The 11,322-nt window shown below is 63.4% G+C and carries 13 protein-coding genes and 1 rRNA gene; 12 read left to right on the top strand and 2 right to left on the bottom strand.

Annotation, left to right across the window (positions count from 1 at the left end):
* The 10 genes from VML93_RS12425 to VML93_RS12380 form a co-directional block, all read left to right on the top strand.
* A partial coding sequence (locus tag VML93_RS12425) for an ATP synthase subunit I (RefSeq protein ID WP_325610952.1) occupies window positions 1-387 on the top strand: 387 nt, incomplete at its 5' end.
* Window positions 380-1,132 (top strand): F0F1 ATP synthase subunit A, encoded by a 753-nt coding sequence (gene atpB / locus VML93_RS12420; protein ID WP_325610950.1) that lies wholly within the window; start codon window positions 380-382, stop codon window positions 1,130-1,132. The genes VML93_RS12425 and atpB, both read left to right, overlap by 8 nt.
* Window positions 1,133-1,194: 62 nt before the next feature.
* Complete coding sequence (locus VML93_RS12415; protein WP_414686344.1) at window positions 1,195-1,452, top strand: F0F1 ATP synthase subunit C; 258 nt, start codon at window positions 1,195-1,197, stop codon at window positions 1,450-1,452.
* Window positions 1,453-1,464: 12 nt separating this feature from the next.
* Window positions 1,465-1,971, top strand: a complete 507-nt coding sequence (locus VML93_RS12410; protein WP_325610949.1) for a F0F1 ATP synthase subunit B — start codon at window positions 1,465-1,467, stop codon at window positions 1,969-1,971.
* A gap of 6 nt (window positions 1,972-1,977) precedes the next feature.
* On the top strand, window positions 1,978-3,318 hold the full coding sequence (locus tag VML93_RS12405; protein WP_325610948.1) for a F0F1 ATP synthase subunit B/delta: 1,341 nt from the start codon (window positions 1,978-1,980) through the stop codon (window positions 3,316-3,318).
* 71 nt (window positions 3,319-3,389) lie between these two features.
* Window positions 3,390-5,057 carry a F0F1 ATP synthase subunit alpha gene (gene atpA / locus VML93_RS12400; RefSeq protein ID WP_325610946.1) on the top strand — a complete coding sequence of 556 codons (1,668 nt, stop codon included), beginning with the start codon at window positions 3,390-3,392 and terminating at the stop codon, window positions 5,055-5,057.
* Window positions 5,058-5,063: 6 nt separating this feature from the next.
* Window positions 5,064-5,981 (top strand): F0F1 ATP synthase subunit gamma, encoded by a 918-nt coding sequence (locus VML93_RS12395; RefSeq protein ID WP_325610945.1) that lies wholly within the window; start codon window positions 5,064-5,066, stop codon window positions 5,979-5,981.
* 23 nt (window positions 5,982-6,004) lie between these two features.
* Complete coding sequence (gene atpD / locus VML93_RS12390; protein WP_325610943.1) at window positions 6,005-7,444, top strand: F0F1 ATP synthase subunit beta; 1,440 nt, start codon at window positions 6,005-6,007, stop codon at window positions 7,442-7,444.
* A gap of 30 nt (window positions 7,445-7,474) precedes the next feature.
* Window positions 7,475-7,840, top strand: a complete 366-nt coding sequence (locus tag VML93_RS12385) for a F0F1 ATP synthase subunit epsilon (protein WP_325610941.1) — start codon at window positions 7,475-7,477, stop codon at window positions 7,838-7,840.
* 6 nt (window positions 7,841-7,846) lie between these two features.
* On the top strand, window positions 7,847-8,290 hold the full coding sequence (locus VML93_RS12380) for a DUF2550 domain-containing protein (RefSeq protein ID WP_325610939.1): 444 nt from the start codon (window positions 7,847-7,849) through the stop codon (window positions 8,288-8,290).
* Between the two features lie 17 nt (window positions 8,291-8,307).
* On the opposite strand, the gene VML93_RS12375 is transcribed toward VML93_RS12380, so the two are convergent.
* Complete coding sequence (locus VML93_RS12375) at window positions 8,308-8,703, bottom strand: VOC family protein (RefSeq protein WP_325610937.1); 396 nt, start codon at window positions 8,701-8,703, stop codon at window positions 8,308-8,310.
* Between the two features lie 65 nt (window positions 8,704-8,768).
* Complete coding sequence (locus VML93_RS12370; RefSeq protein WP_325610935.1) at window positions 8,769-9,353, bottom strand: cob(I)yrinic acid a,c-diamide adenosyltransferase; 585 nt, start codon at window positions 9,351-9,353, stop codon at window positions 8,769-8,771.
* A 71-nt stretch (window positions 9,354-9,424) separates the two neighbouring features.
* Between VML93_RS12370 and murA the strand changes: the two genes are divergently transcribed.
* Complete coding sequence (gene murA / locus VML93_RS12365) at window positions 9,425-10,681, top strand: UDP-N-acetylglucosamine 1-carboxyvinyltransferase (RefSeq protein ID WP_325610933.1); 1,257 nt, start codon at window positions 9,425-9,427, stop codon at window positions 10,679-10,681.
* Window positions 10,682-10,970: 289 nt separating this feature from the next.
* A 16S ribosomal RNA gene (locus VML93_RS12360) occupies window positions 10,971-11,322 on the top strand; the annotation flags it as partial.

Genomic DNA, 11,322 nt, shown 5'->3' with positions numbered 1-11,322 from the left:
AGCCTTGTGTTGACTGCTGGGGCGACATTGCTCGCCGGTCTGGGCGGCCGACTCATGTTCGGGGTGTTCTTCGGTGTCGGCCTGCTGTTGGGTTTGCTCAACGCCCTTCTGGTGCGGCGTTCGGTCGGGGCGATCACGGCGCAAGAACATCCGCTGAAAAAGGCTATGGCGCTCAACTCGGCGTCGCGGCTGGCGATCATCACCGTGGTGGCGCTTACCATCGTGGCCGTTTTCCGGCGCGACGGAGTGGGCGTGGTGTTGGGGCTGGCGCTGTTCCAGGTGCTGCTGGTGTTCGCGGTCTCGATGCCGGTCTTGAAGAAGCTGCGGGCGGAGCAGTCGATGGCGTCTTCGGAAGGGACCGAAGGGAGGACTACCGGCGATGATTGAGACGATTCTGGCTGGAGGCCAAATCGAGGTCGGCCAGCACCGGAGAGCCACCTGGTTAGGTCTGGACGTTAACGCCGACACGATACTTTCGACCGCGATCGCCGCAGCAATCGTGATTGCGCTGGCCTTCTTCCTGCGCGCCAAGATCACCTCGACGGGCGTCCCAAGTGGGGTGCAGCTGTTCTGGGAGGCGATCACCATCCAGATGCGCGATCAGATCGAAAGTGCCATCGGCATGCGGATCGCGCCGTTCGTGCTGCCGTTGGCCGTCACGATCTTCGCCTTCATCCTGATCTCCAACTGGCTGTCCGTCCTTCCGTTGCAATACAAGCACGACGGGCAGGCAGTCGAGTTGCTGACGCCGGCGGCGGGGGATATCAACTATGTGCTCGCGCTGGCGCTGTTCGTGTTCGTCGGCTATCACGCGGCGGGTATCTGGCGCCGTGGCATCGTCGGGTACCCGGTCAAGCTACTCAAGGGTCATGTGGCGTTCATGGCGCCGATCAACATAGTCGAAGAGCTCGCCAAGCCGATCTCGTTGTCGCTTCGACTCTTTGGCAACATCTTTGCGGGTGGAATTCTGGTGTCCATCATCGCGGCGCTCATCCCGTGGTGGATTATGTGGGCGCCCAACGCGATTTGGAAATCGTTCGACCTGTTCGTCGGGGCGATTCAGGCCTTCATCTTCTCGATCCTGACGGTCCTGTATTTCAGTCAAGCGATGGAATTGGAAGACGAACACTAATAACCTACGCACGACCACAGAAGCCTGGTAGAGCGCTACCAGTTATCAAGGAGGATAAGGAAATGGCGGGAGATCCAGCTCTGATCGGTATGGGCGCCTACATCGGCGGTGGCCTGATCATGGCCGGCGGCGCGATCGGCGCCGGTATCGGTGACGGTATCGCGGGTAACGCCCTGGTCTCCGGTATCGCCCGGCAGCCCGAGGCGCAAGGACGGCTATTCACTCCGTTCTTCATCACCGTCGGTCTGGTCGAGGCGGCCTACTTCATCAACCTCGCGTTCATGGCGGTGTTCGTCTTCGTCAATCCGCTCGCCACGTAGTAGCTCGCAGTGATGGGTGACACGAGCGCTCTCGTTCTGGCCGACAAGCCCGAGGGAGGCGGCGGCAACAACTTCCTTATTCCTGACGCCACCTTCTTCTTTGAACTGGCCATCTTCCTGATCGTGCTTGCCGTCATCGGCATCTTCGTGGTGCCGCCGATCATGAAGGTGTTGCGCGAACGCGACGCCATGGTCGCCAAGACGGCCGCCGACAACAAGAAATCGGCCGAGCAGTTCGCCGCCGCCGAGGCCGATTTCGAAGAGGCGATGAAGGAAGCTCGAGTCGAAGCGTCGTCGTTGCGCGACAATGCCCGTGCCGAGGGCCGCAAGGTCGTCGACGACGCGCGAGCCAGCGCCGAGCAGCAGGTGGCAGCGACGTTAGCGTCGGCCAACGACCAACTGAAGCGGGAGAGGGACTCCGTGGAACTGGATCTGCGCGCCAACGTCGCGGCCATGTCGGCGACGCTGGCCAGCCGAATCCTCGGCGTCGACGTCTCCCCAACAGCCGCGACGAGGTAGCCACACATGGAGACTTTTCTCTCACAGCTGCTTGGGTTCGCGATCATCGTGTTCATCGTGGTGCGTTACGCGGTGCCGCCGGTACGCCGTTTGATGAAGGCGCGTCAGGACACAGTGCGTCAGCAATTGAAAGACTCTGCTGCGGCCGCCGAGCGGCTGACGGAGTCGACCACGGCGCACAGTAAGGCCGTGGAAGCCGCCAAAGAGGAGGCCAAGCGGGTCGTCGAAGAGGCCAAGACCGACGCCGTACGCATTGCCGAACAGCTGCAGGCCCAATCCAGGGTCGAGGCGGAGCGGATCACAGCACAGGGTGCCCGGCAGGTCGAGCTGCTGCGCACCCAGCTGACGCGTCAGCTGCGCCTGGAGCTCGGCCACGAATCTGTCCGCCAGGCAGAGGAATTGGTGCGTAACTACGTCGCCGACCCGGCACAGCAGTCGGCCACCGTCGATCGCTTCCTGGACGAGCTCGAAGCGATGGCACCGGAGGCGGTCGAGGTTCGGTACCCGCTGATGGCGAAGATGCGCTCCGCCAGCCGGCTGGCATTGGGCGAACTGGTGGATCGGTTCGACACCATCGCCAAGAACCTGGACAGCCCAGGACTGGAGAAGCTCGCCGGTGAGCTGGTGTCGGTGGCCAAACTACTGAACCAAGAGATCGACGTCACCCGGTACCTAACAATGCCCGCCGAAGATGCCGCGCCCAGGGTCACACTGATGGAACGGTTGCTGTCGGGCAAAGTCGGTGATCCCACGCTCGACGTATTGCGGGCCGCTGTTTCGGAGCGGTGGTCTGCCAACTCTGATCTGATCGATGCCATCGAACACCTCTCGCGCCAAGCGCTGTTGGAGGTCGCCGAACGCGAGGATCGTGTCGACGAAGTCGAAGAGCAGTTGTTCCGGTTTTCGCGCATTCTCGATGCGCAGCCACGACTTGCCATCCTGTTGGGAGATCACACGAGTCCGGCCGAAGGCCGAGTCAGGTTGCTTCGCAATGTTCTGAGCAGCGCTAGTGGACGGGCTAACAGGATTACAAATTCGCTGCTGTCGCAGACCGTCGACCTGCTGCGAGGCCAGCCGGCTGAAGAGGCCGTGCAGTTTTTGACGCAGGTGGCGGTGGCGCGCCGCGGCGAAGTCGTCGCGGAAGTAGGTGCGGCGGCAGACCTCAGCGCTGCCCAGCGCACTCGTCTCACGCAAGTACTGCGCCGTATTTATGGCCATCCGGTGTCGGCACAACTGCAGATCGATCCCGAATTGCTGGGCGGCCTCATGATTTCCGTGGCTGACGAGGTGATTGACGGTACGCTCTCGTCTCGTCTGACCGCGGCCGAGGCTCAACTGCCTGATTAAAGACTGCCTGATTAAAGCCCGACTGGAACACGAACTAGTCAGCACAAACCGAAGTAGGAAGACGAAAAGCCATGGCCGACTTGACAATCTCCGCTGATGACATTCAGAGCGCCGTCCAGGAGTACGTGAGCTCCTTCATCTCCGACACCTCCCGCGAAGAGGTCGGCACGGTCGTCGATGCCGGGGACGGCATTGCGCACGTAGCAGGTCTGCCCTCCGTGATGACCCAGGAACTTCTCGAGTTCCCGGGCGGAGTGCTCGGCGTCGCGCTCAACCTCGACGAGCACAGCGTCGGCGCCGTGATCCTCGGCGACTTCGAAAAGATCGAACAAGGCCAGCAGGTCAAACGCACCGGCGATGTCTTGTCGGTACCCGTCGGGGACGCGTTTTTGGGACGGGTGGTCAACCCGCTCGGCCAGCCGATCGACGGGGGCGGAGATATCGACACCGACGAGCGGCGCGCTCTGGAGCTCCAGGCGCCGTCGGTGGTGCAGCGGCAAGGGGTGAAGGAGCCCCTGCAGACCGGCATCAAGGCCATCGACGCGATGACCCCGATCGGGCGCGGTCAGCGCCAGCTGATCATCGGCGACCGCAAGACCGGAAAGACGGCGGTCTGTGTCGACACCATCCTCAACCAGCGCCAGAACTGGGAGTCCGGCGACGAGAAGAAGCAGGTGCGCTGCGTATACGTGGCCATCGGGCAGAAGGGCACCACGATCGCTGCTGTCCGCCGCGCGCTGGATGAGGGCGGCGCGATGGATTACACCACCATCGTGGCGGCCCCGGCCTCAGACGCGGCCGGCTTCAAATGGCTTGCGCCGTATACCGGTTCGGCGATCGCGCAGCACTGGATGTACGGCGGCAAGCATGTGCTGATCGTCTTCGACGACCTGACCAAGCAGGCCGAGGCATACCGTGCCATCTCGCTGCTGCTGCGTCGTCCGCCCGGTCGTGAGGCGTACCCCGGCGACGTGTTCTACCTGCACTCGCGGCTGCTCGAGCGCTGCGCCAAACTGTCCGAAGACCTCGGAGGTGGGTCGCTGACCGGCCTGCCGATCATCGAGACCAAGGCCAACGACATCTCGGCCTACATCCCGACCAACGTCATCTCGATCACCGACGGTCAGTGCTTCTTGGAGACCGACCTGTTCAACCAGGGTGTACGCCCGGCCATCAACGTCGGTGTGTCGGTGTCCCGAGTCGGTGGCGCCGCACAGATCAAGGCAATGAAGGAGGTGGCAGGCAGTCTCCGCCTGGACCTGTCGCAGTACCGCGAACTGGAAGCGTTCGCCGCCTTCGCTTCTGACTTGGACGCCACCTCGAAGGCTCAGTTGGACCGCGGTGAGCGGCTGGTCGAACTGCTCAAGCAACCGCAATACCAACCGATGCCAGTTGAGGAGCAAGTGGTTTCGATTTTCCTCGGCACCGGTGGTCACCTGGACTCGGTGCCGGTGGAGGACGTGAAGCGCTTCGAAGCCGAACTCCTGGACCACATGCGGGCTTCCGAGGAAGCGTTCCTCGAAGGCATCCGCACGACTCAGAAGCTCGGCGAGGAAGAAGAACAGAAGCTCACCGACATCATCAACCACTTCAAGAAGGGGTTCGCGGCCACCGGCGGCGGATCGGTGGTGCCCGATGAGCACGTCGAGGCCATGGACGAAGAGGACCTGGCCAAGGAATCGGTGAAGGTCAAGAAGCCTGCGCCGGAAGAAAAGAAGAAGAAGAAAGAGAAGAAATAAAAGCCGATGGCCGCCACACTTCGCGAACTACGCGGACGCATCCGCTCGGCGGGCTCGATCAAGAAGATCACCAAAGCCCAAGAGCTGATCGCGACATCGCGTATCGGTAAGGCGCAGGCCCGACTGGAATCCGCGCGGCCCTATGCCTTCGAGATCACCAGCATGCTCACCACCCTGGCCACCAACGCCGCGCTGGACCACCCCTTGCTGGTCGAGCGCTCCGAGCCGAAGCGGGCGGGCGTTCTGGTGGTGTCCTCCGACCGCGGATTGTGCGGCGGGTACAACGCCGGCATCTTCCGTCGCTCCGAGGAACTGTTCTCCTTGTTGCGCGAGGAGGGCAGGACTCCGGTGCTGTACACGGTGGGCCGTAAAGCCCAGAACTACTACAAGTTCCGCAACTGGGACATCACCGAGGCGTGGACGGGTTTCTCGGAGCAACCCAAGTATGAGAACGCCGCCGAGGTTGCCTCGACGCTGGTGGACGCGTTCATGCTGGGCACCGGTGACGGTGAGGAGCGATCGGACGAGGGCCAGAGTGTGGACGAACTGCATATCGTCTACACCGAATTCAAGTCGATGATGTCGCAGAACCCGGTGGCTCACCGGATCGCCCCAATGGTCGTGGAATACGTAGAGGAAGAGCCGACTCTGCACACGCTGTACTCGTTCGAGCCGGATGCGACGACGCTGTTCGAGGCGCTGCTGCCGCGGTATCTGACCACGCGCGTGTACGCGGCCCTGCTCGAATCCGCGGCCTCGGAACTGGCCTCGCGCCAACGTGCGATGAAGTCGGCCACCGACAACGCCGACGATCTGATCAAGGCCCTGACGCTGGAGGCCAACCGCGAGCGGCAAGCCCAGATCACCCAGGAAATTAGCGAGATCGTCGGTGGCGCAAACGCGCTCGCCGACGCAGCCAAGTAGCCCCACGAGGAAGCGAAGAAGATATGAGTGCTACTGCCGAAAAGGCCAACTCTGACACCAGTGGCCGCGTAGTGCGAATCACCGGCCCCGTCGTTGACGTCGAGTTTCCGCGGGGCTCCGTTCCGGAGTTGTTCAACGCCCTGCACGCGGAGATCACTTTTGAGGTGATGGCCAAGACCCTGACGCTGGAGGTCGCTCAGCACCTCGGCGACAACTTGGTGCGCACCGTCTCGATGCAGCCCACCGACGGGCTGGTGCGCGGTGTCGAGGTGATCGACACGGGTGCGTCGATTTCGGTGCCGGTCGGTGAGGGTGTTAAGGGCTACGTCTTCAACGCGCTCGGGAAGTGCCTGGACAAGCCCGGATACGGAGAAGACTTCGAGCACTGGTCGATTCACCGCAAGCCGCCGGCGTTCGAAGACCTCGAGCCCCGCACCGAGATGCTAGAGACCGGCCTGAAGGTCGTCGACCTGCTTACCCCGTACGTGCGTGGCGGCAAGATCGCCCTGTTCGGCGGCGCCGGAGTGGGCAAGACGGTGCTCATCCAGGAGATGATCAACCGCATCGCCCGCAACTTCGGTGGTACTTCGGTGTTCGCCGGCGTGGGGGAGCGCACCCGCGAGGGCAACGACCTGTGGGTCGAGCTCACAGAAGCCAACGTCCTCAAGGACACCGCGCTGGTGTTCGGTCAGATGGACGAGCCGCCCGGCACCCGTATGCGAGTGGCGCTGTCCGCGCTGACGATGGCGGAGTGGTTCCGGGACGAGGCGGGCCAGGACGTGTTGTTGTTCATCGACAACATCTTCCGGTTCACGCAGGCCGGCTCGGAGGTGTCGACGCTGCTCGGCCGTATGCCGTCCGCGGTGGGCTACCAGCCGACGCTGGCCGACGAGATGGGTGAGCTGCAGGAGCGCATCACGTCGACGCGTGGCCGCTCGATCACCTCGATGCAAGCGGTCTACGTGCCGGCTGACGACTACACCGACCCGGCGCCGGCGACGACGTTCGCGCACCTGGACGCCACGACCGAGCTGTCGCGTTCGGTGTTCTCCAAAGGCATCTTCCCCGCCGTGGACCCGCTGGCCTCGAGCTCGACGATCCTGGACCCCGGCGTCGTCGGTGACGAGCACTACCGCGTGGCCCAGGAGGTCATCCGGATCCTGCAGCGCTACAAGGACCTTCAGGACATCATTGCCATCCTCGGTATCGACGAGCTGTCGGAAGAGGACAAGCAATTGGTAAACCGGGCCCGGCGCATTGAGCGCTTCCTCAGCCAGAACATGATGGCGGCCGAACAGTTCACCGGCCAGCCCGGTTCGACGGTTCCGGTGAAGGAGACCATCGAGGCGTTCGACCGCTTGTGCAAGGGCGAATTCGACCACGTACCCGAGCAGGCCTTCTTCTTGATCGGTGGGCTCGAAGACTTGGCCAACAAGGCCGAGAGCCTCGGTGCCAAGCTGTAACGGCCCGTCTGACTCGAAAGGTGGTGTGGCATGGCCGAATTGAAGGTTGAGATCGTCGCGGTCGACCGCAAGATCTGGTCGGGCGAGGCAACGTTCGTCTTCACCCGCACCACCGTCGGTGAGATCGGCATTCTGCCTCGCCACATCCCCTTGGTGGCCCAGCTGGTCGATGACGCCATGGTGCGCGTCGAGCGGGAAGATGAAGCCGACCTGCGGGTCGCCGTGGACGGCGGCTTCATGTCGGTGACCGAGGAAGGCGTCAGCATTCTCGCCGAGTCTGCGGAGTTCGAGTCGGAGATCGACGAAAGCGCCGCCAAGCAGGACTCCGAGTCCGACGATCCGAAGATCGCCGCCAGGGGTCGCGCAAGATTGCGCGCTGTCGGCGCGCTCGACTAGCCGCCGATGAGCGCGCCCATGGTCGGCATGGCCGCGCTCGTCGTCGTGTTGGGAGTGGCTGTCCTCGCGCTGAGTTATCGGCTGTGGAAGCTGCGTCGGGGCGGCACGGCAGGGATCATGCGCGACATCCCGGCGGTCGGGGGCCACGGCTGGCGTCACGGCGTAATCCGGTACCGCGGCGGCGAAGCCGCGTTCTATCGCTTGTCCAGTCTGCGGTTGTGGCCGGACCGTCGGCTCAGCCGGCGAGGCGTGGAGATCATCGCCAGGCGCGGTCCGCGCGGCGACGAGTACGACATCATGACCGATGCAATCGTCGTGCTGGAACTGCGTGACACGACCCAGGACCGCCGATCGGGTTATGAGCTCGCGTTCGACCAGGGCGCATTGACGGCGTTCCTATCGTGGCTGGAGTCGCGTCCTTCCCCGCGCGCCCGCCGTCGCAGTGTGTGACGCGAGTTGTCTCGCCCTCAATACCAGGGCTTGACGGTCTCGCATCCGTATTCTTCGGGGCTGACATCGCGCAGTGTTTGGCTGAATTGCCAGCGATGGCCGGCGAGGTCTTCCAGGGTGCACTCGCGCTCGCCGTACTCCTGATCGATCGGCGGCTCCAGCACTTTGGCGCCGGCCGCCCGGGCGCGCTCGAACTGCGTGTCGACGTCTTCGACCCGAACCTTGATGACATGTGTCACGACATCGGCCGTCGGCGCCTGCTGATCGCCGTGGACATCGGCGACGATCATCGCGCCGTCGGCCCCGATACTCATTTGCGCTCGGTGACTTTCGCCAATTCGGACTCGCTCGGCGAACCCGAATGCCGCGGTGAGCCAGTCCACTGCGGCTCGCACGTCGGGATATACCAGCACCGGGATGACTGTCGCCGGGGGAATCGATCGATTATGTTTCACGGCAAGGGATCTAAACGTTCGGGCTAGCCCGCGCTGTGGGCGCCGCCACCCGGTCGCCACAGCACGTCCTCGCCCCCGTTGGCCAGTCGCGACAGGATGAAGAGCAGGTCCGACAGCCGGTTCAGATATTTCGCCGGCAGTACGCTGACACCGTCCGGGTGCGCATCGAGCGCGGCCCATGCCGACCGCTCCGCCCGGCGTACCACAGTGCGCGCCACGTGCAGTAGCGCCGACAACGGCGAACCGCCAGGCAGCACAAAGGAATTCAGCGCCGGCAAGGCTTCGTTGTACCCGTCGCACCAGACCTCCAGCCGGTCGATATAGGGCTGGCTGATTCGTAGCGGCGGGTGCTCGGGACTCGCCACGACAGGTGTCGACAGGTCCGCGCCGGCGTCGAACAGATCGTTCTGGATCTGGCGCAGCACGTCCGTGATCTCCGGATCGGGGTTTCCCAGCGCGATTGCCACGCCGATCGCGGAGTTGGCCTCGTCGCAATCCGCATACGCCACCAGCCGGGCGTCGTTTTTCGAGACCCGTGAGAAATCGCTCAATCCGGTGGTTCCGTCGTCGCCGGTTCGCGTATAGATGCGGGTCAGATGTACTGCCATGACCAAAACGGTACCGGGTTGAGCGTCTCGGCTGACTGACAAGCCGATACCGCTTCACTAGACTGACGCGGGTGGCTGAGCGTTTCGTGGTGACCGGTGGTGACCGGTTGTCCGGCCGAGTCGCCGTCGGGGGGGCCAAGAACAGCGTGCTCAAGCTCATGGCCGCGACATTGTTGGCCGAGGGCACCAGCACCATCACCAACTGTCCCGACATCCTCGACGTCCCGCTGATGGCGGAGGTGCTGCGCGGCCTGGGCGCCACCGTCGAACTCGACGGCGACGTCGCCCGAATCACCTCGCCCGACGAGCCCAAGTACGACGCCGATTTCGCCGCGGTACGGCAGTTCCGGGCGTCGGTCTGTGTGCTCGGACCACTGGTCGGCCGGTGCAAGCGGGCCAAGGTTGCGCTGCCGGGCGGTGATGCGATCGGATCGCGGCCGCTGGATATGCACCAGGCGGGCCTGCGGCAGCTGGGCGCGCACTGCAACATCGAGCACGGTTGCGTGGTGGCTCAAGCAGAAACGTTGCGCGGCGCGGAGATTCAGTTGGAGTTTCCCTCGGTGGGGGCCACCGAGAACATTCTGATGGCCGCCGTGCTGGCAGAGGGTGTCACCACGATTCACAACGCCGCGCGGGAACCCGACGTCGTCGACCTGTGCACGATGTTGAACCAGATGGGTGCGCAGGTCGAAGGCGCGGGTTCGCCCACGATGACGATCACCGGCGTCCCGCGGATGTATCCGACCGAGCACCGGGTGATCGGCGACCGCATCGTGGCCGCCACCTGGGGCATCGCAGCCGCCATCACCCGCGGTGACATCACGGTGACGGGCGTCGATCCCGGGCATCTTCAGGTCGTGCTGCACAAGTTGCACGACGCGGGTGCCACCGTCACCCAGACGGATGACAGTTTCCGGATAGCCCAGTACGAGCGGCCCAAGGCCGTCAACGTCGCGACGTTGCCGTTTCCCGGATTTCCCACCGATCTGCAGCCGATGGCGATCGCGCTGGCGTCGATCGCCGACGGCACGTCGATGATCACGGAGAACGTGTTCGAGGCACGGTTCCGATTCGTCGAAGAGATGATCCGGCTCGGCGCCGACGCCCGCACCGACGGGCATCACGCCGTCGTCCGGGGTCTTCCGCAACTCTCCAGCGCGCCCGTGTGGTGTTCGGACATCCGGGCCGGCGCCGGTTTGGTGCTCGCGGGCCTGGTCGCCGACGGCGACACCGAGGTCCACGACGTCTTCCACATCGACCGCGGTTATCCGCTCTTCGTAGAGAATCTGGCGAGTTTGGGAGCGGAGATCGAGCGGGTGTACTCTTAGACATCGCCCGACAGGCGCGGTCACCCGCACAGGGACGGCCGAAAAACCGGGGCTTGACGCCTCTGCCGGATTTGTATTAAGCTGGCAGGGTTGCCCCGAGCCGGGCAGAAAAAGCGAGTGTGTTGTTTGAGAACTCAATAGTGTGTTTGGTGGTTTTCATTTTTTGTTGTTGTTTTTTGACCATATTTGCACCCCCCGTGTGTGGGTATGGTCGTTTTTTGATGCCAGTTAATTGGCGTCTTGTCAGGTATCTCTGATTTTAAATTCACCTCGCTTGTCGAGGAGTTTTTGTTTGGAGAGTTTGATCCTGGCTCAGGACGAACGCTGGCGGCGTGCTTAACACATGCAAGTCGAACGGAAAGGCCCTTCGGGGTACTCGAGTGGCGAACGGGTGAGTAACACGTGGGTAATCTGCCCTGCACATCGGGATAAGCCTGGGAAACTGGGTCTAATACCGGATAGGACCTCAAGGCGCATGCCTTTTGGTGGAAAGCTTTTGCGGTGTGGGATGGGCCCGCGGCCTATCAGCTTGTTGGTGGGGTGATGGCCTACCAAGGCGACGACGGGTAGCCGGCCTGAGAGGGTGTCCGGCCACACTGGGACTGAGATACGGCCCAGACTCCTACGGGAGGCAGCAGTGG

The organism is Mycobacterium sp., assembly GCF_035499775.1.
Taxonomy (GTDB): domain Bacteria; phylum Actinomycetota; class Actinomycetes; order Mycobacteriales; family Mycobacteriaceae; genus Mycobacterium.
The sequence above is the reverse complement of the archived record's forward strand: the minus strand, read 5'-3'. Positions and strand labels throughout refer to the sequence as shown.

Coding starts and splice junctions, on each gene's coding strand:
- atpD (WP_325610943.1), top strand. CDS start 6,005: ATGAGTGCTACTGCCGAAAAGGCCAACTCTGACACCAGTGGCCGCGTA.
- VML93_RS12415 (WP_414686344.1), top strand. CDS start 1,195: ATGGCGGGAGATCCAGCTCTGATCGGTATGGGCGCCTACATCGGCGGT.
- VML93_RS12385 (WP_325610941.1), top strand. CDS start 7,475: ATGGCCGAATTGAAGGTTGAGATCGTCGCGGTCGACCGCAAGATCTGG.
- VML93_RS12380 (WP_325610939.1), top strand. CDS start 7,847: ATGAGCGCGCCCATGGTCGGCATGGCCGCGCTCGTCGTCGTGTTGGGA.
- atpA (WP_325610946.1), top strand. CDS start 3,390: ATGGCCGACTTGACAATCTCCGCTGATGACATTCAGAGCGCCGTCCAG.
- VML93_RS12370 (WP_325610935.1), bottom strand. CDS start 9,353: ATGGCAGTACATCTGACCCGCATCTATACGCGAACCGGCGACGACGGA.
- VML93_RS12410 (WP_325610949.1), top strand. CDS start 1,465: ATGGGTGACACGAGCGCTCTCGTTCTGGCCGACAAGCCCGAGGGAGGC.
- VML93_RS12395 (WP_325610945.1), top strand. CDS start 5,064: ATGGCCGCCACACTTCGCGAACTACGCGGACGCATCCGCTCGGCGGGC.
- atpB (WP_325610950.1), top strand. CDS start 380: ATGATTGAGACGATTCTGGCTGGAGGCCAAATCGAGGTCGGCCAGCAC.
- VML93_RS12405 (WP_325610948.1), top strand. CDS start 1,978: ATGGAGACTTTTCTCTCACAGCTGCTTGGGTTCGCGATCATCGTGTTC.